Annotated in this window: 22 protein-coding genes; 6 read left to right on the forward strand and 16 right to left on the reverse strand. The window is 70.3% G+C overall.

Translation table 11 applies throughout. The annotated features are described in order from the left end of the window. Window positions 1-18: 18 nt before the first annotated feature. From F0U44_RS12385 to miaA, 3 genes are read right to left on the reverse strand one after another with little or no spacing between them, the layout of a single operon-like run. On the reverse strand, window positions 19-648 hold the full coding sequence (locus F0U44_RS12385) for a pyridoxamine 5'-phosphate oxidase family protein (protein WP_149728573.1): 630 nt from the start codon (window positions 646-648) through the stop codon (window positions 19-21). 48 nt (window positions 649-696) lie between these two features. Next, on the reverse strand, window positions 697-1,266 hold the full coding sequence (locus F0U44_RS12390) for a dihydrofolate reductase family protein (protein ID WP_149728574.1): 570 nt from the start codon (window positions 1,264-1,266) through the stop codon (window positions 697-699). Beyond that, window positions 1,263-2,177: a tRNA (adenosine(37)-N6)-dimethylallyltransferase MiaA gene (gene miaA, locus F0U44_RS12395; RefSeq protein ID WP_149728575.1), complete on the reverse strand. Its 915-nt coding sequence runs from the start codon at window positions 2,175-2,177 to the stop codon at window positions 1,263-1,265. The genes F0U44_RS12390 and miaA overlap by 4 nt, the downstream gene beginning before the upstream one ends. Before the next feature lie 81 nt (window positions 2,178-2,258). Here miaA and F0U44_RS12400 point away from each other — a divergent pair, with 81 nt between their 5' ends. Together F0U44_RS12400 and F0U44_RS12405 are read left to right on the forward strand one after the other, a co-directional pair. Further along, window positions 2,259-2,462 carry an antitoxin gene (locus tag F0U44_RS12400; protein ID WP_149728576.1) on the forward strand — a complete coding sequence of 68 codons (204 nt, stop codon included), beginning with the start codon at window positions 2,259-2,261 and terminating at the stop codon, window positions 2,460-2,462. Further along, window positions 2,459-2,941, forward strand: coding sequence for an NUDIX hydrolase (locus F0U44_RS12405; RefSeq protein ID WP_149728577.1), 483 nt, complete (start codon window positions 2,459-2,461; stop codon window positions 2,939-2,941). Before F0U44_RS12400 ends, F0U44_RS12405 begins: the two co-directional genes overlap by 4 nt. A 9-nt stretch (window positions 2,942-2,950) precedes the next feature. Here F0U44_RS12405 and F0U44_RS12410 read toward each other — a convergent pair whose 3' ends face one another. Continuing rightward, entirely contained in the window at window positions 2,951-4,654 is a 1,704-nt protein-coding gene (locus F0U44_RS12410; protein ID WP_149728578.1) for a sigma-70 family RNA polymerase sigma factor, read from the reverse strand. A gap of 205 nt (window positions 4,655-4,859) precedes the next feature. Between F0U44_RS12410 and F0U44_RS12415 the strand changes: the two genes are divergently transcribed. Further along, entirely contained in the window at window positions 4,860-5,969 is a 1,110-nt protein-coding gene (locus F0U44_RS12415; RefSeq protein ID WP_149728579.1) for a helix-turn-helix domain-containing protein, read from the forward strand. Between the two features lie 128 nt (window positions 5,970-6,097). On the opposite strand, the gene F0U44_RS12420 is transcribed toward F0U44_RS12415, so the two are convergent. Beyond that, a complete protein-coding gene (locus F0U44_RS12420; protein WP_149728580.1) occupies window positions 6,098-6,991 on the reverse strand; it encodes a phosphotransferase family protein in 894 nt (297 codons plus the stop codon). Between the two features lie 135 nt (window positions 6,992-7,126). On the opposite strand from F0U44_RS12420, the gene F0U44_RS12425 reads away from it, so the two are divergent. Then, entirely contained in the window at window positions 7,127-9,016 is a 1,890-nt protein-coding gene (locus tag F0U44_RS12425) for a choice-of-anchor D domain-containing protein (protein WP_188113458.1), read from the forward strand. Between the two features lie 13 nt (window positions 9,017-9,029). Here F0U44_RS12425 and F0U44_RS12430 read toward each other — a convergent pair whose 3' ends face one another. Next, window positions 9,030-9,815, reverse strand: a complete 786-nt coding sequence (locus F0U44_RS12430; RefSeq protein WP_149728582.1) for an isocitrate lyase/PEP mutase family protein — start codon at window positions 9,813-9,815, stop codon at window positions 9,030-9,032. A 105-nt stretch (window positions 9,816-9,920) separates the two neighbouring features. Then, window positions 9,921-11,423 carry a tRNA (N6-isopentenyl adenosine(37)-C2)-methylthiotransferase MiaB gene (miaB, locus tag F0U44_RS12435; protein WP_149728583.1) on the reverse strand — a complete coding sequence of 501 codons (1,503 nt, stop codon included), beginning with the start codon at window positions 11,421-11,423 and terminating at the stop codon, window positions 9,921-9,923. Between the two features lie 36 nt (window positions 11,424-11,459). Between miaB and F0U44_RS12440 the strand changes: the two genes are divergently transcribed. Then, window positions 11,460-12,704 (forward strand): phospholipase D-like domain-containing protein, encoded by a 1,245-nt coding sequence (locus F0U44_RS12440; RefSeq protein ID WP_149728584.1) that lies wholly within the window; start codon window positions 11,460-11,462, stop codon window positions 12,702-12,704. A gap of 16 nt (window positions 12,705-12,720) precedes the next feature. Here F0U44_RS12440 and F0U44_RS12445 read toward each other — a convergent pair whose 3' ends face one another. The 4 genes from F0U44_RS12445 to F0U44_RS12460 all read right to left on the reverse strand — a co-directional run bounded on the left by F0U44_RS12445 (window position 12,721) and on the right by F0U44_RS12460 (window position 16,073). Then, window positions 12,721-13,200 carry a hotdog fold domain-containing protein gene (locus tag F0U44_RS12445; RefSeq protein WP_149728585.1) on the reverse strand — a complete coding sequence of 160 codons (480 nt, stop codon included), beginning with the start codon at window positions 13,198-13,200 and terminating at the stop codon, window positions 12,721-12,723. 90 nt (window positions 13,201-13,290) lie between these two features. Continuing rightward, window positions 13,291-14,274: an NAD-dependent epimerase/dehydratase family protein gene (locus F0U44_RS12450; protein ID WP_149728586.1), complete on the reverse strand. Its 984-nt coding sequence runs from the start codon at window positions 14,272-14,274 to the stop codon at window positions 13,291-13,293. Window positions 14,275-14,385: 111 nt separating this feature from the next. Beyond that, entirely contained in the window at window positions 14,386-15,153 is a 768-nt protein-coding gene (locus F0U44_RS12455; RefSeq protein ID WP_149728587.1) for a methyltransferase domain-containing protein, read from the reverse strand. Window positions 15,154-15,176: 23 nt separating this feature from the next. Beyond that, on the reverse strand, window positions 15,177-16,073 hold the full coding sequence (locus F0U44_RS12460) for an alpha/beta fold hydrolase (protein ID WP_149728588.1): 897 nt from the start codon (window positions 16,071-16,073) through the stop codon (window positions 15,177-15,179). Window positions 16,074-16,141: 68 nt separating this feature from the next. On the opposite strand from F0U44_RS12460, the gene F0U44_RS12465 reads away from it, so the two are divergent. Beyond that, a complete protein-coding gene (locus tag F0U44_RS12465) occupies window positions 16,142-16,645 on the forward strand; it encodes a MarR family winged helix-turn-helix transcriptional regulator (protein ID WP_281292631.1) in 504 nt (167 codons plus the stop codon). A gap of 9 nt (window positions 16,646-16,654) precedes the next feature. Here F0U44_RS12465 and F0U44_RS12470 read toward each other — a convergent pair whose 3' ends face one another. The 5 genes from F0U44_RS12470 to F0U44_RS12490 form a co-directional block, all read right to left on the reverse strand. Next, window positions 16,655-18,490 carry an ABC-F family ATP-binding cassette domain-containing protein gene (locus F0U44_RS12470; protein ID WP_149728589.1) on the reverse strand — a complete coding sequence of 612 codons (1,836 nt, stop codon included), beginning with the start codon at window positions 18,488-18,490 and terminating at the stop codon, window positions 16,655-16,657. A gap of 10 nt (window positions 18,491-18,500) precedes the next feature. Then, window positions 18,501-19,433 carry a 4-(cytidine 5'-diphospho)-2-C-methyl-D-erythritol kinase gene (locus F0U44_RS12475; RefSeq protein WP_246160437.1) on the reverse strand — a complete coding sequence of 311 codons (933 nt, stop codon included), beginning with the start codon at window positions 19,431-19,433 and terminating at the stop codon, window positions 18,501-18,503. After that, the gene (gene rsmA, locus F0U44_RS12480; RefSeq protein ID WP_149728590.1) at window positions 19,430-20,311 is read right to left on the reverse strand and encodes a 16S rRNA (adenine(1518)-N(6)/adenine(1519)-N(6))-dimethyltransferase RsmA; all 882 of its coding nucleotides are present in this window, start codon (window positions 20,309-20,311) and stop codon (window positions 19,430-19,432) included. Before rsmA ends, F0U44_RS12475 begins: the two co-directional genes overlap by 4 nt. 34 nt (window positions 20,312-20,345) lie before the next feature. Continuing rightward, the gene (locus tag F0U44_RS23735) at window positions 20,346-21,557 is read right to left on the reverse strand and encodes a resuscitation-promoting factor (protein ID WP_149728591.1); all 1,212 of its coding nucleotides are present in this window, start codon (window positions 21,555-21,557) and stop codon (window positions 20,346-20,348) included. Between the two features lie 292 nt (window positions 21,558-21,849). Then, window positions 21,850-22,476, reverse strand: coding sequence for a hypothetical protein (locus F0U44_RS12490; RefSeq protein WP_149728592.1), 627 nt, complete (start codon window positions 22,474-22,476; stop codon window positions 21,850-21,852). Window positions 22,477-22,490 lie beyond the last annotated feature (14 nt).

Genomic DNA, 22,490 nt, shown 5'->3' on the forward strand with positions numbered 1-22,490 from the left:
GTAAGTCCAAGGGGCGGCTCACTCCTGGTAGAGCCGCTCCTCGTAGGACGGTCCGTAGTAGGCGTCGAGCTCCTCGACGCTCGTGTCCGGCTTCTCCAGCTGGTGCGACAGCACGGCGCGGCGCGGCACGATGCCGTCGGGGTCCCAGGTCTCGGGGTCCCACAGCTTCGAGCGCAGGAACGCCTTCGCGCAGTGGAAGAAGATCGTGTCGATCTCGACCACGACCGCCAGCAGCGGCCGATGGCCCTTCACGACCATCGCGTCGAAGAACGGCGCGTCGCTCACGAGCCGCGCCCGGCCGTTGATCCGCAGGGTGTCGCCGCGGCCGGGGATGAGGAAGTTCAGCCCGACGTGGGGGTTGGCGAGGATGTTGCGGTAGCCGTCGGCCCGCCGGTTGCCCGGGCGCTCCGCGATGGCGATCGTCGTGTCGTCGATGACGTGGGCCAGCCGACCGGCAGGGTCGCCCTTCGGCGAGACGTCGAGGTTGCCGTCGGCATCCGACGTCGCGACCAGGCAGAACGGCGACGCTGCCAGCCAGTCGCGATCGACGTCGGCCAGCGCGGACCGCTCCTTGTCGCGAGCGGCGGCGCCCGGTTCGCCGAGCAGGGCGGTCAGGGCTGCCTCGTCGGGGATCTCGGTCCAGGTCACCGGTCCAGAGTAGGTCGCCTTGGTTTCGAGGCTCGCTTCGCTCGCACCTCAACCAGCGGCGGCGCCGTCCTCCTTGAGCGGGCCGACGAAGCGGTAGCGGGCGGCGATGAAGGCCTTGTTCTGGGTCGCCTCGATCAGCTCGAGGTCGTAGCGCCGCGGCAGGATCGGGCGACCGGCCCCGAGCGTCACCGGCGCGATGTAGGTGATGACCTCGTCGAGCAGGCCGGCGTCGGCGAACTGCCCCACCAGGTCTCCCCCACCCACCACCCACAGGTCCTTGCCGTCGGCCGCGGCGACCATCAGGTCGTAGACCTCCTGCACATCGCCGGACGCGAAGCGCACGTCGGCCTTGACCCCCTCGATCGCCGGGGCCGCGAGGTCGCGGTGGGTCATCACCCACGCCGGCATCGAGTAGAACCACTGGTCGGGCTCGTGGCGCCGCACCCACTCGTAGGTCGTCGCGCCCATCACGATCGCGCCGATGTCCTTGATGAAGTCCTCGTAGTTGAGCGGACCCTTCTCGTCCTGGTCCTGCCGCATCAGCCAGTCGAGCGAGTCGTCGGGGTCGGCGATGAAGCCGTCGAGCGTGGTCGCCGTGTAGTAGATGAGCCGAGTCATGGCTCGACTATGGACCCGACCGCCGACAGAGCCTGCTCGACCCGGTCGGGGGCGTCGTAGGCGATCCAGGTGATGCGCGGGTCGTTCTTCCACCAGGCCATCTGGCGTCGGGCGAACTGCCGGGTGGCGATGACCGTGCGCTCGCGTGCCTCGGCCAGGGACAGCTCTCCGGCCAGGTGGGCGATGACCTGTTGATAGCCGATGGCGCGGGACGCCGTACGCCCCTCGGCGAGGCCCTCGTCGAGCAGCCGCGCGACCTCCTCGACGAAACCGGCGGCGAACATCTCGTCGACGCGGAGCTCGATGCGCTGCTCGAGCAGCCCCTTGTCGATGCGTACGCCGACCTGGACGGTCGCCGGCTCCACGTAGTCGAGCTGCGGCAGGGTCGCGGAGAAGGGGCGGCCGGTCAGCTCGATGACCTCGAGGGCCCGCACGATGCGACGGCCGTTGTCGGGCACGATGCGCTCGGCCGCCTCCGGGTCACGCTCGCGGAGGAACGCGTGCAGCTCGGCCGCGCCGCGCACCGCGAGCTCGGCCTCCCACTTCTCCCGGAGCGCCGGGTCGGTGCCGGGAAATTCGAACCGGTCGAGCACCGCGCGCGTGTAGAGCGCCGAGCCCCCGACGAGCACCGGCGGCTTCTTCTCGGCACGCAGCGAGGCGATCACCTCGCGCGCCCAGCCCTGGAACTGCGCGACCGTCGCCGGGTCGCCGACGTCGAGCCGGTCGAGGAGGTGGTGCGGGATGCCGCGGCGCTCGGCGAGGGGGAGTTTCGCCGTACCGATGTCCATGCCGCGGTAGAGCTGCATGGCGTCGGTGTTGACGACCTCGCCCCCGAGCCGCTCGGCGAGGTCGAGCGACAGGCTCGTCTTGCCGGCCGCGGTGGGTCCGACGATCGCAACGATCGGCGTCATGGGGTTCAGTCTGCCGTCCCGGCTAGGGTGACCGGACACGGCCCGGTTCTCGGCCGGGCCACAGATCACAGGGGGTTTCTCGTGGGCTTCTTCGACAAGGCCAAGGACAAGCTGGGCGACGCGGTCGACAGCCAGGGCGACAAGATCGGCGACGGCCTGGACAAGGCTGCCGACCTCATCGACGACAAGACCGGCGGCAAGTTCGGCGACCAGCTCGACACCGGCGCCGACAAGGCCAAGGACGCCCTCGACGGACTCGACGGCCAGGACGACGACATCAAGTGACGGTCCAGGACCCCGCGACGGGCGCGGAGAGATTCGTCATCGTCCCGGCGTCCTACGTCTTCTTCCTTCGCGACGGTGATCGCGGCACCGAGGTGCTGCTCCAGCTGCGCCGCGGCACGGGCTACATGGACGAGCACTGGGCCGCGGCCGCAGCAGGTCACGTCGAGCGCGGCGAGACCGCGGAGCAGGCCGCGCTGCGGGAGGCCGAGGAGGAGGTCGACGTCACCGACGTCGAGCTCGACTTCCTCACCGCCATGCAGCGCACGGCGCACGACCTCCCGATCGACGAGCGCGTCGACTTCTTCTTCGCAGCACGCGGCTGGACCGGCACACCGCGCATCGTCGAGCCCGAGAAGTGCGCCGACCTGCAGTGGTTCGCTCTCGACGCGCTCCCCGACCCGGTCGTGCCGCACGAGAAGGTCGTGCTCGAGGGCCTGCGCGACGGCGGGATCGCGCCGCTGACCCACCACGGCTTCTAGAAGGGGCTCCTAGAAGTTCGCGGACCCCGGGTTGCCGGGCGCGCCGTCGACGTCCAGGGTCGCCCAGCCGTGCGGCTTGACCGCCGGACCCGTCGGCATCGGCGCCTCGGCCCGCAGCACGAGCGGCGGCACGGGGGTGCCGTCGTAGTCATGGCTGCAGGTGACGTAGTTGGTGATCGAGAAACCGGCCTCGACGAAGAACCCGCACTGCCAGTCGCCTGCAGCGGTCAGGTCGGACACGATCCAGATGTCGTCGAGCTGCAGGTGGACCTTCACGTCGGCCGGACCGCTGCCCGTGGCGACCGCATTGACCGTCACCTCGAACGGACCCCGGGCCGGGTTGCCGTCGGGCGCCTCGACGACAGTCACCGTGTCGAGGCCCGCGCCCGGCGGGTCGAGGTTGGGCGTCGTGGGGGTGTCGGTCGGCGTGGTCGGGGTGTCGGTCGGCGTCGGGGTATCGGTCGGCGTCGTCGGGGTGTCCGTCGGGGACGTGGGCGTCTCGCTGGGCGTCGAGGAGGGCGTCGCGCTCGGGGTGGTCGGCGTGGTCGCCGGGGTCGACGGGACTGCGGTCGCGACGGCCTGGGATGCGGAGGTCGACGCTGGCGGCGTGACGACCACCGGCTCGGCGACCGCGCTGGTCTCCGCGGGCGGCGTCGGGGAGTCGGCAGGACGCGACGGCGCCGTGTGCGGCGGCTCGCTGTCGGGCGAAGTGGGCGCGACCACCGGAGGCGTCGCGTCGGTCGGCTTGTCGCCGCCGCCCGCGGCGAGGGCGAAGGCCAGGCCGCCCACGACCGCAGCGGCCGCGGCCGTCGCGGCGACGCCGATGAGGACCGGGTTGGGCCCGGCGGCGCTGCCGCCGCTGCCACCCGACGTGCCGGCTGCTCCGCCGGCACCCGCGCCACCGGCCGCGGCGAACCACAGCAGCCCGCCCTTCTTCGCACCCGTGATGCCCCACAGGACGACCGGGAAGAGCCAGAGAGCGAGCTTCTGGTTGACGGTGTCGACGGCGACGTACGCCGCACTGCAGGTGCCGCACTCGTCGAGGTGGGCGTTGACCTTGGCCTCGGCGCGCGCGCTGAGGTCGCCGCGGACGTGCTGGCTCATCCGAGCCTGGGTCCAGCCGCACTGACCGCTCGCCGCGGCACCGGCGACCGGCAGGTGCTGGTCGAGGTAGGCGCGCTTGAGGCCCTCGCGAGCGCGGTAGGCCAGCGACGACACGGCGCCGGCGTCCATGTCGAGGATCGTCGCGACCTCGGCGGGCTTGCGGCCCTCGACCTCGAGGTGCCACAGCACCTGCTGCCACGCCTTCGGGAGGGTCGCGAGCGCGGAGACCGCGACGTCGCGGTCGAGGTCCTCGACGATCTCCTCGACCGGCGGGATCACATCGTCGAGCAGCCACGGCTGGTCGGAGGAAGGCGACTCGGTAGTGGCCCGCAGGGCGTCGCGGTAGCCGTTACGGATCGTGACGTGGAGGTAGGCGCGGAAGTCCTCGGTGGGCCCGCGGCCGGCGTTGAGCTGGGTGAGCACCTTCGCGAAGGACTCCGCGACCAACTCCTCGGCCTTGTCGTTGCCGATCAGGATCCGGGCGAGGCGACGAGCGGCGTCGACCTCGATCTTGTAGAGCTCACCGAAGGCGTCGCTGTCGCCGGCGCGTGCGCGCTCGAGCAGCGCGGGTGCCGCGTCTTCCCCGGTGCGGGGAGGCAGATCAGTCATCGAATGCCCTCATGTTCACGCCAAGGAGCACCCCCTGCACCCCCCGTGCGTCTCCCCCACAACGAGCGGGAGTACCGAACATCATGCCGTTCGGAAGAAAAGTCGAGAAATTCCGAAAATCGCGTGATGTTCGCGTGCGCATCCCGTCTTGGTCGGTGAACGCGGTAGCCAGCAGGGCCAACCGCACCAGCCCGAGGAGGACGCGATGTCGATCACGGCGACCCACCACCGTGCCGCACCCGGGCCCACCCGTCCCACCTCGCTGGCCGACTACCGCGCCCGGACCGCGACCCGGGCCGCTGGCCGCGCGAGCGCCGCCGAGCTGCACACCGCCTTCGCGGCCGCCTCGGTCCCCGGCCCCGCCTACGACTTCCACCCGTTCGTCGCCTCCGTGCTCGCCCGCGCCGACCGCGTCGAGCCGGTCGACCACCCCGAGTGGGAGCGCTTCCTCGGGCTGCTCGACCGCCACCGCACCAACGCCAAGGCGGCCATCAACTGCGGCGTCCTCGCCAACCTGGTCGGCATCGCCGCCTTCGGCGACGCCACCGACTTCCTCGCTCTCGCCGACCTCTCCGACCGCCTGGGGGCGGACCGGCTGGCGGCGATCCAGCATCGGGCGGCTCGGTTCATCGAGCCCGACGCGACCTTCCCGCTCACGACCATCGCGATCACCCGCATGATCGGGAGCTCGGGGCACCCCGCCGCGCGGGGCAGCCTCGACTCTGCGGTGAAGCTGCTCGCCACGGGCGTCGACCCCGACCGCTACCTGCCGGTGATCCGCACGCCCGCCGAGCTCCTCGGCCTGGTCGACGGCGGCAGCGTGCTGGAGTGGCGCCACCACCTCGCGGTCATCGCGGCGAGCCCGTGGTCGCCGTACGCCCGCCACCTCGGCGACCTCGCCGGTCAGATCGCGCGGCCCCAGGCCGCCGAGGTCATCGACCGCTTCACCGAGCTGTGCCGTGAGCAGAACAAGGAAGCCGAGCGCGAGCAGGTCGCCAACGAAGTACGTCGCCTCGTCGCCGAGAGCGGCGCCACCCAACGACAGTTCGCGCAATGGGTCGGCACCTCGGCCTCGCGACTGTCCACCTACGTCTCCGGATCGGTGACGCCCTCGGCGTCGCTGATGCTCCGGATGACGCGCACGTCCCGCTTGCTCCAGGAGCGAGATGTGCCGCTAGCCCCGTCGGCGGGGTCCGAGCAGAGCTGGGGGGCCGCTCGGGCCTCCGCCGACGGTGGAGATGACGGGTCGACCGGCCCGGGCGAGCGCGCCCCGGGGGCGCTCGGACGGCGCCGGTCGCACCTGTCAGCAGTCTGAACTTTCGCCACAGGGAGCGTGGCGCCCGATCGAGCGGCCTGGGGGGCCGCTCGGTCGGGTGGACGGGGAGAGAAACCGCCGTCCGGGCCGAGCAGATCGGGGGGTCGCTCGGCCCGGGCGGCTTTCCCCTATTTCGACGGCCGCCCGAGTACGACTGCGCGCAAGTGTTCAGCGGCCCGGGTCGCCACCGGGTTGCTGCCCGCGCGGGCGGCGAGGTCGATGACGGCGACCAGGTCGGCCGCGTCGGCAAGCGCGGCCGCTTCCTTGGGGTTGGTGCCCTGGCGGGCCTGCCACGCGGCGAGCACACCGTCGACGTAGGCCGGCTCGCGGTCGAAGCGGAGCACGTTGCCGAGATCGGTGAACGGGTGGCCGCTGTGGGCGAACTCCCAGTCGAGCACCCCGGTGACCTCCAGGGTGTCGGGGTCCAGGAGCAGGTTCTTCGGGTTGAGGTCGGAGTGGACCACGGTGGTGCGGTCGACCGTGGCGAGCAGCGCGTCTGCCTTCTCGAGGTGGCGGGTCAGCCTGGTGAGGTCGGCCGGTGACCAGCCGTGGCCGGCGAGAGCCGGGCTGTGCCGCTCCACCCACGTGGGGCCGTCCGTGGGGAACGGCTGGATCGTGAGGTCGCCGTCGGCGTACAGACCCGCCCGGAGGGTGGGCATGCCGGCCAGCACCGCCGCGACCCCGCCGACCGCCCCGCCCATCCGGCGTTGGCCCTCGGCGCCGAGGGTCGGGAGAAGGAGGTCGCCCCGCACGCCCGGGAGGAACTCGGTGACGAGAAGGGCCGGGGTTCCTGCCTCGTGGTCGGCGCGCTTCAGGTCACGGACCTCGGGCACCGGCAGCAGCCCACGGACCAGCCTCAGCAACGACGCCTGGATCTCGGCTGCGTGCTCGGGGTGCCGCGGGTCGGCGAAGATCCGGACGACTGTCCTCTCGCCGCCCGCTTGCGCGACGAAGGTCTCGCCCGACCAGCCGCCTTCGAGCGGCTCGATGGAGGCACCAGCGGCGAGGAAGGGATCGGACACGGGCTCGATCCTGCCAGTGCCAAATGTGATGCACGGATCACCGCTTCGCCGATGACGAGGACGGGCGGCTCTCGCTACTTTCGGATTCGGGAGGGAACCCACCGGTCTCGGGTGATCACGATCCGAGGTTTTCCGATGCGGGTTAGCACCAACCGGTCGCTCCGACCGATCACTCTCGTCCTCGCCGTTCTGCTGGGCTTGCTCACGCTCGTTGCTCCCGCTCCGCCGGGCAACGCAGCCGCGCCGTACACGTTGTCAGCGAGCGGGTTGGCTTTCCGCGCCGTGCCGTTCGACGTCCAGGCCACCCAACACATCACGCTCACCAACAAGACCGGCGCCGCCGCCAGCTTCTCCGTCAGGTTCGCCGACTACCCCGAAAACGAGGCCTTCTGGGTGGAGACGGGGGTCGACACGGTGTCCGGGGCGACGTGCCTGACCGGAAGCACCACTGCGGACGGCTGGGATATCGACCTGGCGGCCGGTCGGGCATGCGACATCACCGTGATCTTCGGCCCCGTCGGCCCCGGCGCCTATGCGGGCACGCTAGAGGTCGACACGGCGCCGACGGCCACGTATCGAAAGGACGTCACGCTCACCGCAATTGTCACGCAGCCGCTCGGCTGGACGCCCAAGGCCTGGGAGTTCGGCGACCTGACCGTCACCGGTCCCGCGGTCACGAAGACCATCACGATGAAGAACACCAGCGGCCAGAAGATCGAGTTCTTCATGTCCTACGAGCCGCCGGCCGAAGGACCCCCCATCGGCAACAGCTACGAGACGGCCTATGCCGGCGGGACCTGCTGGGACAGTGACGAGCTCAAGTACCACGGCGTCCTCGAGACGAACGCGACCTGCACCGCCGAGCTCACCCTCGCGCCGAACGTGGCGGGCAACCTCGACTTCGACTTCACCGCCATCGCGCGGCGCTACACCGACAACAACAGTTCCGAGTGGATGTCGACCCAAGCGGTCCCGGTCCACGTCAACGGCGTGCTCCCGACCTTCACGGTGCCGGAACAGGTGTCCTTCGGGTCGGTCGCGCACGGTGTCCCGACGGCCTACAAGGACATCAAGGTCAAGAACACCAGCCCGGTCGCCCAGCGGATCGGCGTGCGGTTCAGCGACGACAACGAGAGCGTGATCGAGCAGCACGGCACCTGCATCTTCGGCGTCGCTCCCGGCAAGACCTGCACGATCCAGGTCCGCATCACGCCCTACGAGGGCGGCGACCTGGTGATCACCATGACGACCTTCCTGCGCAAGCCGGACAACTCCGAGTGGGCAGGCACCGCGAAGGACACCAAGCTCCTGCTGACAGCGAAGTACGGGTCGAAGTCGGTCGGGCCCGGCAACCTCAACTTCGGCAAGATCGACGTGGGCTACTCGCTCCTGAAGGTCGTCACGGTGAAGAACACCGGCAAGGGCAACGAGCTCATCCACATCGACACCTCCTCGATGCCCTTCGGGCTCTCCCTCATCGACGGCACCTCGCGCTGCGACGTCGGGGTCGCCCGACCGGTCGCCCCTGGTGAGACCTGCTTCCTCTACGTCCTGGCGGAACCGAGCGTCGTCGGAGAGGTCGCCGGAAGTATCGGGGTCACCGAGGTCGACCTGGCCAACAACGAGATCCCTGGGTCGAGGCGGACCGTCAAGATCAAGATGGAGGCGGTCAACGCCACCTTCACCGTGGCGCCGACAGACATCGACTTCGGCTTCCTCGGGGTCGGCTTCACGCGGACGAAGACGGTGACGGTCACGAACACCAGTGCGTCGCCGATCGACTTCAACTTCTCGTTCAGCTCCAGCGGCTCGGGCATGTTCACCTACCTGACGGCAACGCCCTCAGGCACCAGCCCGTGCTCGCCGGGAGCCGCGATCAAGCCGAACAAGAAGTGCACGATCGAGGTGAAGTTCGCCCCCGGCGAGGTCACGACCGAGACCGGACAACTGACCATCTGGCCCTACAACCAGACGTGGCGCTCGACGGTCGTCAACGTCAAGGGCGTCGGGCTGGTCCAGGACTGACCCGCAGAAAAACTCAGCCCTCGGTCGCGCGGTCGAACGCCGCGCGACCGGGGCCGAGGCGATCAAAGTAGGCGGTGCTCCCCGCGAGCAGGTCGTCGGCGGCCTCGACCAGGCCGGCGTAGGCGTTGAACAGGAAGGCACCGCCGACCGAGATCCGGGCGACGCCGGCCTCGGCGAGCTGCGCCACCTCGGGTCCGCCCGGCAGCAGCAGCACGTTGACCGGGCGATCGACCTCACGGCAGAGCGTCGCGATCTCGTCGAGGTCCCGCATGCCCGGCGCGTAGAGAACGTCGGCGCCAGCCTCCTGGAAGGACTGGAGCCGGGCGATCGTGTCGGCCAGGTCGGCGCGGTCGTAGAGGTAGTTCTCGGCGCGGGCCGTGAGCGTCAGCTCGCCCTTGGCCTCGACGGCAGCCCGCACCCGCTCCGTCGCTGCCGCTGCATCGAAGATCGGATCGGCCTTGTCGCCCGTGAAGTCCTCGATCGAGCCGGCGGCGATGCCGGCTGTGTGGGCACTCGCGTAGGTGTGCGCCACGTCCTCGAGCGTGGCGGCGAAGCCGTTCTCCAGGTCGGCGTTGATCGGAAGTCCGGCCGCCTCGGTCAACGCGGCCGCGTGGGCGATCGCCTCGTCGCGGCTGACCTCGCCATCCCGCCGGCCGAGTGTCGCGGCAAACCCGCTGCTCGTCGTCGCGAGCGCGGCGAACCCCATGCTCGCCAGCACCTTCGCCGATCCCGCATCGAACGCATTGGGCATCAGCAGCGGATCACCCGGGCGATGGAGGGAAAGGAAGTCCGAGGTCATGTCGCCGACGGTAGAGGCAGCCGCGGACAGCCGGGCGTCCGTCGTACCTGACGTAGATGTCGCGTTTTCCCGGATTCCCGACATTTCCGTCAGGTACGACGTGTGTCAGCCGCAGGCGGGGGCGTCGGGGAGCGCAGCGGGCACGCCGATCGCGGGCATGCCGAGGCCGACCGACTGCTGGGGCTCGGGCTCACCCTGGCGTCGCGCCCAGGCGTCGCCCGAGCGGGTGCGCCGCAGCGCGCGGACCGGGCCGTCGGCGACGAGGTGGTGCGGGGCGGCGTGGGTGATCGCGACGGTGACCAGGTCACCGGGGCGCGGCGCCTCGCCGCCGACCGCGGAGAAGTCGGCCTCGAAGTGGACGAGGCGGTTGTCGGGGCCGCGGCCGGAGAGCCGGTGGGTGGCCGCGTCCTTGCGCCCCTCCCCCTCGGCGACCATCAACTCGACCTCGCGGCCGACCAGGCGTTTGTTCTCGTCCCACGCGATCTCATTAACGAGCGCGACCAGCCGGTCGTAGCGGTCGCGCACGACCTCGGGGGTGATCTGGTCGGGGAGATCGGCGGCGGGGGTGCCGGGACGCTTGGAGTACTGGAACGTGAAGGCACCGGAGAACCGGGCGGCCCGGACCACGTCGAGCGTCGCCTCGAAGTCCTCCTCGGTCTCGCCCGGGAAGCCCACGATGATGTCGGTGGTGATCGCGGCGTCGGGCATGGCGGCGCGGACGCGCTCGATGATGCCGAGGTACTTCGACTGCCGGTAGGAGCGCCGCATCTCCTTCAGCATCCGGTCCGAGCCGGACTGGAGGGGCATGTGCAGCTGCGGCATCACGTTGGGGGTCTCGGCCATCGCCTCGATGACGTCGTCGGTGAACTCGGCCGGGTGCGGTGAGGTGAAGCGCACCCGCTCCAGTCCCTCGATCTGACCGCACGCGCGGAGCAGCTTGGAGAACGCGAGCCGGTCGCCGAACTCCACGCCGTAGCTGTTGACGTTCTGGCCGAGCAGCGTGATCTCGGAGACGCCCTCCGCGACCAGCGCCTCGATCTCGGCGAGGATCTCCCCCGGCCGGCGGTCCTTCTCCTTGCCGCGCAGCGCCGGCACGATGCAGAACGTGCAGGTGTTGTTGCAGCCGACCGACACCGACACCCAGGCGGCGTAGGCGGACTCGCGCTTGGTCGGCAGCGTGGAGGGGAAGACCTCGAGCGACTCGAGGATCTCGACCTGCGCCTCCTCCTGCACTCGCGCGCGCTCGAGGAGCACCGGCAGCGAGCCGATGTTGTGGGTGCCGAACACGACGTCGACGTACGGCGCCTTGGCGGTGATCGTCGAACGGTCCTTCTGCGCCAGGCAGCCCCCGACGGCGATCTGCATCTTCGGGTTGGCGGCCTTGATCGGCGCCAGGTGCGAGAGGTTGCCGTAGAGCTTGTTGTCGGCGTTCTCGCGCACCGCGCAGGTGTTGAAGACGACGACGTCGGCCTGGGCGCCCGAATCGGCCCCCGCGCGGTCGAACGGCGCGTAGCCAGCGTCCTCCAGGAGCCCCGAGAGTCGCTCGGAGTCGTGGACGTTCATCTGGCACCCGTAGGTGCGGACCTCGTAAGTTCGGACGCTGTTCATGACCGACCAAGGGTACGCGCAGGTAGTGTCCGGGCCGTGATCCGCGTGACGACGGTGGTCGCCGTCCTGGTGGCCCTCTTCGCGGGCACGACCGCAGCCCCGGGCCCTGCCCTCGGCGAGGGAAGCGATCGGCGCGAGCAGCACCGCGTCTTCACCGTCACCCAGGCGATGTCGATGAACGACCCGGTGCACCACCGCGGCGCCCCGGCGCGGCAGCTGCGGACCTTCATCAAGCACGCGCCACGCGGCTCGGTCATCTCGATCATGACGTTCTACATGGCGTCGTCGATCACCTGGCCGGCCCTCAAGGCGGCCTACCAGCGCGGCGTCGACATCCGGGCCGTGCTCGCCGGCGGCGACGACGGGACGCCCCAACCGGGGGTGTCGTCGGAGGGCGTCAAGCTGGCGCAGATGATCAACGCCGGCCGCGCGCACGGCCGCCGCGGGTCGTGGGTGGTGTGGACCGACAACACCGCTCGTGGGCGAGACACCTACAACACGACGATGCACGCCAAGTTCTGGCAGTTCTCGCGGCTCGGCCAGACCCGCAAGGTCACGATGATCGGCGCCTACAACAACAGCGATGCGGCCGATGCGCGCGCCTACTCGGCGATGGTGACGCTCGCCGACGCCGACCTCTACGACAGCGTCCAGGAGATCTTCCAGGAGGCGAAGCGGGACCGGCGGGCCGGCGGCAACCCGTTCCGCAAGGCGGCCGGCGAGGGGTGGGACGTTTACTTCATGCCGTCGACGCCGATCTCGCCGGACAACGACCCGGTCATGAAGCGGCTCAAGGAGATCCCGGCCGACGAGAACACACGCATGGTCGTGTCGATGTACTCCTGGCAGGGCCGTCGCGGCGAGTGGTTGGCCCGCCGGATGGCGGCGATGCTGCGCCACGGTGCGCACCTGACCGTGGTCGCCGGCCCCGACGTCTCCGGCAAGGTGATCCGCATCCTGCGCGAGGCGCACGCCAAGCTCGAGGACGGGTGCTGGCGGACTGGCCGCACGCCGTCGGGCTTCGCCTACACCCACGACAAGGAGATGACCGCGACCTGGATCGAGGACGGCGAGACGCGCTACGCCGCCTGGATCGGTTCCGACGACTGGGGCAACGGCCCCGGTGGGTCGCAGTCGGACCAGGCGACGATCGGCCTCTACTCAGCGTGGGCCTACAACCGGCTCACCAAGCTCCTCGCGCCGCAGATCGCGCACGAGCCGGACAACCTGGCCCGCTGCAACCCGCTGCACCGGTCCGGGCTGCCGGTCATGATGCGCTGATGCCCTGCGCTCCGAGCTACTTGTTCTTGGGGGTGACCCAGAGCCGGATCTCGCCCTCACCGACGACGGTGCCGTCGTCGCGGACGCCCTTCACCTTCACGGCGAGGTCGCCGTCGGCGTTGTCCCACTGCTCCTGGGTGGTCTCGGCGATGCAGGTGATGTCGCTGCTGGCCTTGGCCGTGTAGGACACCTCCATCCCCTTGGGGATCCAGCGCTTGTCGCTGGGGATGGTCACCTCGGCCAGTGCACCCATGGCGGCCTCGAAGCCGTTGCAGAGGGCGATCGCGTGCACGGTGCCGATGTGGTTCTGCACGCTGCGGCGCTTCGGGATCACGAGCTCGACGTGGTTGGGCTCGATGACGGTGAAGCGGGGGTGGATCGTCGCGAAGTACGGCGCCTTCTGGGCGAACGCGATCGAGAACGCGCGCTTGCCGACGACACCACCGACGACCGGCAGTCCGGTCGCGGTCTTCCAAAGGCTGTGGACCTGGCTCATGCCGGGGACATTACTCGCGAGTAACTAGAGGAACAAGAAAGAGCGACGTACGTCTCATATCGACGTACGCCGCTCTGTCGTGGGATCAGATCAGCTCAGGTCGCGCTTGACCTGGTCGTAGATCCAGGCGTACGTGCGGGCCATGCCGTCGGCCAGCGGGATCGACGGCTCCCAGCCGAAGACGCGCTGGATCTCGGTGTTGTCGGAGTTGCGACCGCGCACGCCCTGCGGAGCGTCGAGCTGGTAGTTGCGCGTGCACTTGATGCCCGCGATCTCCTCGACGATCGAGTAGAGCTGGTTGATCGAGACGAGCTCGGACGAGCCGAGGTTGATTGGCTCGAGGTGGTCGCTCGCCAGGATCATCTGCGAGCCCTTGACGCAGTCGTCGATGTACATGAACGACCGGGTCTGCTCGCCGTCGCCCCAGATGTCGAGCTCGTGGTTGCCGGTGATCACGGCGGTCGCGATCTTGCGGCACACCGCAGCCGGAGCCTTCTCGCGGCCACCGGTCCACGTGCCCTCCGGGCCGTAGACGTTGTGGTAGCGGGCGACCCGGGTGGTCATGCCGTAGTCCTCGTTGAAGTGACGGCACATCCGCTCGGTGAAGAGCTTCTCCCAGCCGTAACCGTCCTCGGGCTGCGCCGGGTAGGCGTCGGCCTCGGCGAGGGCGGTCACCGCGGTGTCGGTCTGCTTCTCGGCGGCGTAGACGCAGGCCGAGGAGGAGTAGAAGTAGCGCTCGACCTCGTGCGCCTTGGCGGCCTCGAGCATGTGGGTGCTGGTCAGCACCGACAGCATGCAGAGCGCCTTGTTGTTCTCGATGAAGCCCATGCCGCCCATGTCGGCAGCGAGCATGAACACCTGGCCCGCACCCTCGGTCGCGGCGAACGCGTTCTCCCGCAGGGAGAGGTCGGCGATCTCGTTCTGGGCGTCGGGGTGGACCTGGTACCACTCCTCGACAGGCTTCACGTCGACGGAGCGAACCGTCTTGCCCTGCGCGAGCAGGTCGGCGACAAGGTGCCCGCCGATGAATCCGCCACCACCAGCAACCAGTACGTCAACGGGACGCGCGACCATGCGATAACTCTCCTCAGGCTGGGCAGAAAGATTTGGGGGCCCCCAGGCATGCGCCACAGATACTAGACGTGCTCGCTGTCAGGTGGCGGTCGGTCCAGGTCGAAGGTCCGGTTAGCGCTTACGCGCCACCGCGAAGATCCGCCGGAAGGGCAGCACGACACCGCGGCCGTCGTCGGGGTAGGCAGCGCGCAACCGGCGCTTGAACTCCTCCTCGAAACCGGGCCGCAGGTCGTCGGGCAGCGCCTGCAAGGTCGGCCGCGCGCCGGTGCCCGACACCCAGGTGAAGACCGGATCGGGGCCGTGCAGGACGTGGAGGTACGTCGTCTCCCACGCGTCGACCTCGCACCCCAGGTCCTGCAGCGCGCGGAGGTAGGTGGCTGCGTCCCAGGAAGACGGCACGGCGGCCGAGCCGGCGTGTTCGGCGTACGGCTCCTCGGCGGCAAGGTCGGTGCGGATGGTGTGGCTCGGCTCCCCGAAGTTGCCCGGCACCTGGAAGGCGAACCACCCGCCGGGTCGCACCTGCGCGACGAGCCGCGGGAGGAGGTCGAGGTGGTCGGGCAGCCACTGAAGCGTCGCGTTGGAGACGAGTACGTCGACCTCGCCGCCGTGGCTCCACGTGCGTACGTCGCCGACCGCGAAGTCGATCCCGGGCACGGTGGCGGTCGCCTTGGCGATCATCTCCGGACTGCTGTCGACCCCGGACACCGTCGCACCCGGCCAGCGCTCGGCGAGCAGCCGCGTCAGGTTGCCGGGGCCGCAGCCCAGATCGACCACGACCGACGGCGTGGCGGCGTCGATGCGGCTGACCAGGTCGACGAACGGACGACCCCGCTCGTCGGCGTAAGCCAGGTAGCGATCGGGATCCCACGCGTGCGCCATGGCCGGATCTCCTCGGTCTTCCGTCAGTCCTCGGCGAGGAACTCGAGGACCCGCGCGTTGACGACCTCAGGCTGCTCGAGCTGGAGGAAGTGGCCGGCGTCGTCGATCACGACCGTCCGGCTGCCGTGACGCAGCTTGGGCTCGACCTGCGCCGCCCAGCGGGCGTCGAGGCAGCCGTCGTCGGCGCCCTGGAGGTAGAGCAGCGGTACGCGCGGCATCCCGACCGCGGCGGCACCGAGGTGGCGATAGCGCGGCGGCACCTGCCACGGGCGGATGCCGGCCCGGTAGTAGCCGAGGGCCGCGGCCTTGCGCTCGGTCGTGGGCAACGAGGTGCGGAGGTGAGCCAGCTCGGGACGGCCGTCGTAGCCAGGCGACCAGCGGCGCCACAGGTGCGTGACCAGCCGGTCGAAGCCGCGCTCGGGGACGACGGGCAGCTGGTTGAAGGCGGTGTACCAGCTCATCGTCGCCTGGCGGGGCAGGATGCGCGCCCAGCCGGCGATACTGCCGCGGCTCGGGTTCATCGCACCGAACGGCGGCACGGCCATCGCGACGACGCGACGGAACGGGCTCTCCTCCGCGGCCGCCAGGCCGTTGGCGGTGATGGCACCCCAGTCGTGCCCGACGAGTACGGCGCGCTGGTCGCCGCCGAGCGCGGCGTGCAGCTCGAGCACGTCGCTCATCAGCGCCGGGACGTGGAAGCTCCCGTCGGCGGGCATCCCGCTCGGGCCGTAGCCGCGCGTGAACGGCGCGACCACGCGGTAGCCCGCGTCGGCCAGCACGGGACCGAGGTGGCGCCAGGTGTGAGCAGTGTCGGGGAAGCCGTGGACGAGGACCGCGAGCGGCGCGTCGTGGTCGTCGATCGGGCCCCACGTCAGGGAGGCCAGCCGCAGCTGGTCGAGGTCGGTGGTGAGCTGGTCCACGGGCGCCACCCTAGGACTCACTTATCTTGACGTCAAGATTCTCGACTGGTCCGGTAAAGTGCTCGGTCATGGGCATGGCTGGGCGGGACGAGGTCGACGCGCTGCTCGACGCGTGGGCGCGCGAGCGTGACGACCTCGACCTCGGACCCGTGGCGGTCTTCAGCCGGATCTCCCGGCTCGGTCACCACGTCGACCGCGCGCGTCGCGCCGCCTTCACCGCCCACGACATCGAGCCGTGGGAGTTCGACGTGCTGGCCGCACTGCGGCGGGCCGGGTCGCCGTACGAGCTCTCGCCGGGGCGCCTGCTCCGCGAGACGCTGGTGACCAGCGGCACCATGACCAACCGCGTCGACCGGCTCGCCTCGCGCGGCCTCGTCGAGCGGCACCCCGACCCGTCGGACCGGCGGGGCGTGCTGGTGCGGCTGACCCCGGAGGGCAAGGACGCCGTCGACGGCGCGTTCAGCGCCCTGCTCGACGCCGAGCGCGAGCTGCTCGCCGACCTGTCGGCCGCCGACCAGAAGGTCCTCGCCGGCCTGCTCCGCGAGCTGCTCGTCCCCTTCGCCGAGGACTGACCCGCGGGTTCACTCGAGCAGCGCAGCCGCCTCGAGCCACTCCATCTCGACCGACTCCTTCTCCTCCAACAGCGCGGTCAGCTCGTTGCCGAGCGTCGTGAGCCGCTCCGGGTCGGACGCGTGCTCGACCAGCGCCGCGGTCAGCTTCGCCTCCTGCTCCGAGATCCGCTCCAACTGCTTGTCGAGGCGGGCGACGGTCTTGCGCGCCGTACGTTCCTCGGCCGAACCCGGCTTGGCGCGAAGTGTCGCGCTTGAGCCCTCAAAGTGTCGGTCTTGGTCGGTCGAAGTGTGACTCTTCGCATCGCCAACCTCGACACTTCGTGCGCTCAACCCCGACACTTCGGCGGCGGACCGGCGCTCGAGGTACTCGTCGACGCCGCGCGGGAGCATGGAGATCTGGCCGTCGCCGAGGAGGGCCCAGACCGAATCGGTGACGCGCTCGAGGAAGTAGCGGTCGTGGGAGACGACGACGAGGGTGCCGGGCCAGCCGTCGAGGAAGTCCTCGAGGACGTTGAGGGTCTCGATGTCGAGGTCGTTGGTGGGCTCGTCGAGGAGCAGCACGTTGGGCTCACTCAGCAACAGGCGCAGGAGCTGGAAGCGACGGCGCTCGCCGCCGGACAGGTCGCCGAGGCGGGCCGTGAGCTTGTCGCCGGTGAAGCCGAACCGCTCGAGCATCGAGGAGGCGGTGATCTCGCCATCGACCGTCTTCGTCACGCGGCGGATCGCCTCGACGGCGGCGAGCACCCGGGACTCGGGGTCCTCGACGTCGACGTTCTGCGACAGGTGCTTGAGCGAGACGGTCCTCCCCTGCTTCACCTTGCCGTGCTGCGGCGCGAGCTCGCCGGAGAGCAGCGACAGCACCGACGTCTTGCCGGCACCGTTGACGCCGACGATGCCGATCCGGTCGCCGGGCCCCAGCCGCCACGTGGCGCGGTCGAGCAGGACGCGTTCCCCTGCCCCCGGAATTCCACGCCGCAGGTCGACGTCCTCGACGTCGATGACGTCCTTGCCGAGCCGCTGAGTGGCGAAGCGTTGGAGCTCGAGCCGATCGCGTGGGGGCGGTACGTCCTCGATCAGGGCGTTGGCCGCGTCGATCCGGAACTTCGGCTTCGAGGTCCGCGCGGGGGCTCCACGACGCAGCCAGGCGAGCTCCTTGCGGACCAGGTTCTGCCGCCGGGTCTCCGACGCGGCAGCCTGGCGCTGGCGCTCGGCCTTGGCGAGCACGAAGGCCGCGTAGCCGCCCTCATAGGCGTCGACGACCCCGTCGTGCACCTCCCAGGTCTGCTGGCAGACCGCGTCGAGGAACCACCGGTCGTGCGTGACGACGACGAGCGCCGAGGACCGCGCCGCCAGGTGCGCGGCGAGCCACGCGACCGCCTCGACGTCGAGGTGGTTGGTCGGCTCGTCGAGGACGATCAGGTCGTGCTCGCCGATGAGCAGGCCGGCGAGGCTGCACCGACGGCGCTCGCCACCGGACAGCCCCGAGACCGCGCGGTCGAGCTCGACCCCGGCCAGCAGCACCGTGACGATCTCCCGCAGCACAGCGTCGGCGGCCCACTCGTGGTCGGCGCGCCCCTCGAGGACCACGTCACGCACGGTGTGGGTGTCGGAGTAGTCGTCGCTCTGGCGCAGGTAGCCGGTGAGCAGGCCGCGCTGACGCGACACCCGCCCTTCGTCGGCCTCCTCCTCGCCGGTCATGACCCGCAGCAGCGTCGTCTTGCCGTCGCCGTTGCGGCCCACGATGCCGATGCGCTCACCGACCCCGATGCCGAGGGAGACGTCGGAGAGGAGCGGGCGGACGCCGTACGACTTGGAGACGCGCTCGAGGTTGAGGAGGTTGCTCATGGGGTTCCGCTCATTGGTAGGCGACCACGTGCGCGCCCGCGACCGGCCCGTGCACGACAGCGGTGCGCTCGTAGCCCCGACCTCCGAGCCGGCTGGCGATGAGGCGCGCGTCTTCCGCGTCGTTGGCGAAGGCGAGCATGGTCGGGCCGGAGCCGGACAGCAGCGTCATGATCGCGCCGCACTCGAGCGCGGCCTCGGCAGTGCGCTCGAGATCGGGGCGCAGGTAGAAGGCTGCTGTCTCGAGGTCGTTGTAGAGGAAGACGTCGAGGCCGCTCGGTTGCGGCGAGCGCAGCGCGTCGAGCATCTCCGGCCGGATCCGGTAGTCGTGGTCGCCCTCCTCGAGGAGGTCGTAGGCGCCGTAGACCGACGGCGTCGAGAGCCCCTCCTCGTTGAAGATCACGACCCACCACCAGCTGCCGTTGTCCTCGAGCGGGGTGACGATCTCGCCGCGGCCGGTGCCGGTGGCGGTGCCACCGACGAGGGCGAAAGGTACGTCGGACCCGAGCTCGGCCGCGATCGCCAGCAGGTCCTCGTCGGGCGTCTCGAGCGCCCAGAGGCGGTCGAGCGCCACCAGGGTCGCGGCGGCGTCGGCCGAGCCGCCGGCCATCCCGCCTGCGACCGGGATGTTCTTGTTGACCTCGATCGACGCCGCGCGGTCGATGCCGTGGTGGGCAGCGAGCGCCTTGCCGGCGCGGATCGCGATGTTGGTGGCGTCGTCGGGGATCGCGAGGTGGTCGACGTGGGGGCCGCCGACCATCGTCGTCACCGACCACTCCTCGGCCGAGGTCACGGTGACGTCGTCGTAGAGCGACACCGCCTGATAGACGGTCTCGAGCGGGTGGAACCCGTCGTCGCGCACCTTGCCGACGCCCAGGTAGACGTTGATCTTCGCGGGCGCACGCACCGTCACAGACGCGGGGTCGGGAAGCGGTGCGGCACTCACGTGGCTGATCCTGCCAACTCCTCGGCGATCCGCACGAACTGGTCGATACCGAGAGACTCGCCGCGCGCCAGCGGATCGATGCCGGCGGCGACCAGTGCGGCCTCGGCGGCCTCGCTCGACCCGGCCAGCCCGCGCAGCACACCGCGCAGCGCCTTGCGGCGCTGGGCGAACGCCGCGTCGATGACCGCGAAGACCTGCTCGCGGGAGACATCGGTCTGCGGCGGCTCGCGGCGGGTCCACGCGACCAGGCCGGAGTCGACGTTGGGCGCGGGCCAGAAGACGTTGCGACCGATGGCGCCCGCCCGTCGTACGTCTGCGAACCAGGCGGCCTTCAGCGACGGGATGCCGTAGGTCTTCGACCCCGGCGGTGCGGCCAGGCGGTCGGCGACCTCGGCCTGCACCATCACGAGCCCCCGCTCGAGCGAGGGCAGCAGCGCCAGCAGGTGGAGCAGCACCGGCACCGACACGTTGTAGGGCAGGTTGGCGACGAGCGCCGTCGGCGCCGGGCCGGGGAGATCGGTGACCTTGAGGGCGTCGACGGGTACGACGCGCACCCGGTCGGCCTGGTCCGGCGCATACTCCGCCATCGTCGCCGGCAGCGCGTCGGCGAGCAGGCGGTCGATCTCGATCGCGGTGACCGAGGCCCCGGTCTCGAGAAGCGCCAGCGTCAGGGAGCCGAGGCCGGGACCGACCTCGACGACCACGTCGTTGCCGGTCACGCCGGACTCGCGGACGATGCGGCGCACGGTGTTGGCATCGATGACGAAGTTCTGCCCGCGCTGCTTGGTCGGGCGGATGCCGAGCTTGTCGGCCAGAAAACGGACCTCCGCCGGCCCGAGGAGTCTGATCGACTTCTCGGGACCGGCGGAGTTCGTCATGCAGGTGAGGCTAGTGGCCTGAGCGGGCCGCTGGTCACATCGGCAGGCCGAGCGACCGGGCGCAGCCCGGCCACGAGCCGTAGCCACCGGTGGCCGCGCGGACCTTCTCGGCGATCCGGATCTGCTCCTCGCGGCTGTTCTGGTGCGGGTAGCCCGAGCCGCCGTAGGCGTGCCAGGTGCCGAGGTTGAACTGGAGACCGCCGTAGTAGCCGTTGCCGGTGTTGATGGCCCAGTTGCCGCCGGCCTCGCACTGCGCGAGGGAGTCCCACACGCTGCTGCCGCCGGCGTAGTTGCTGGTGACCTCCTGCGTGCCGACCTCGACGATCCGCGCGACCGGCTCGGTCTTCACGTCCGAGCTCACGAGGACCTTCTTGACGAGCTCGCCGTTGCGGAAGACCAGCTTGTAGAAGGCGTCGCGGATGCCGGGCTCGCCAGTGCGGACGATGTTCTCGGTGCCCTCGGGGGACGAGCTGTCCTCCTGGGTGATCGTCGCGGCGGAGAAGGACTCGCCCTTCACGCGCTTGTGCTTGATCTCGATGTCGACCCAGCGGACCTTGTCGCCGTCCTTCAGCGCCTTGTCACCCTTGGGGAAGACCAGGTCGTGCTTGTCGACGTCGACGTCGAGCGCCTCCAGGGCGTCGGTCGCGGTGAGAGCGGGGACCGAGACCTTGCGCGGCTTCTTGCCGGCCAGGGTCACGGTGAGCTTCTTCGGCGTCACGACCTCGAGCTCGAGACCGCCACGGTCGATGTCAGCACCACGGCTCGTCGAGAGGCGGGCGCCACGGTAGAGCGCGCCGATCTGGCCGAGCGCGTCGTCGACGGTGAGAGCGGTCACCCAGTGGCTGCTCGTCTTGCCGTCAACGGTCAGCTCGACCTCGCGACCGAAGCGCACCGCGATGCGGGTGCCGTCGGTGATGGCCTCGTCGGGATCGGGCGCCACGATGTCGTGGGACGTGAGCTCGATGCCCTCGGCATCGAGGACGTCACCGACGGTGTCGCCCATGACGCGCACCTGGCGCTCCTGGCCGTCCACGGACAAAGTCACGGGGGTCGTCATCGACCGGTATCCGAAGGTGGCACCCGCAACGGCGAGCAGCACCACGACGGAGGTGGCGACGAGGGCGGTCCTGCTGGCCGATGCCCAGGAGAAGAGGGCGGCGGCGCGGGCCTTGAATGAGGACTGAGTGTCCTGGGCGGCAGGGGTCGCGGACGACAGGGGCTGGGTATGGTGCTCGTCTACCGGCACGATTCTCCGAACGTTGCGCTCCCCGGGCCTCGGGTGCCAGCACGATCTCCCCCGAGAGACATCCGCCGCCGTACCTCATACGTACGGCGCCGGCGGTGCTGGTCAGAAAGTTCCCGATCCCGGCTTTCTGCCCCCTACGAGAACAAAAGCAAGCACTGGTTTGCAAACCGGCGACACGCGTTTCACGCTCAGCAGGTGACCTGTCTCACCCCGAAATCGCCACATCCGCCTCAACTGTCACACGCCGTTGCTTGCTTTTGCTAGCACCGTGCACGCGTCGTCCGGGCAGCCGCTACTCGTAGAGGTAGCTGTAGGTGATGAGCACCGGCTGCGGGAAGCCGAGGTTGATCGACACCGACGCGGTCGACCCCGGCGACTGCTCCGGCACCTCGACCCGCAGCACCCGGGTCGGCGCCTCCGCGCGCGTCCCGCCGGTCGCGTGAGCGGTGGTCTCGACCGGTCCGCCCTTGAAGCCGGTGGTCGACATCGAGGGGTTGATCGCGAGGTTCTCGCCGGTCACCTCACCCCAGAAGGACACGTCGAAGAAGGCCAGGGCGCGCTGGTCGGGGATCTCCCAGGTGACCTTCACCTGGCCGAGCGCCGGGTCGGACCACGACGCTTCTCCCGCCACCGCGTCGACCGAGGACCACCCGAGAGCGGCGAGCCCGGCCGCGTCGATCGGGGCACCGTCCTTGGTGATCGTGACGCCCGTGCGGTTGGCGACCCCGGACAGCCGGCCGGTGGAGTCGTCGGTGGGGTTGGGCGACTGCGGCGGGGAGTCCATCGGGGAGGGCCGGGCCGACTCGCTGACCGAACCCGACGGGCCGCTGTCGGGCGACGGCGTCTTCTCATCACACCCGGCCGCAGAGACGAGGACGGCCAACACGACCCCGAGGATGAAACGCGCGACCTGGAGCATGGGTCACCTCCGAC

The organism is Nocardioides humilatus, from assembly GCF_008373755.1.
Lineage (GTDB): Bacteria > Actinomycetota > Actinomycetes > Propionibacteriales > Nocardioidaceae > Nocardioides > Nocardioides humilatus.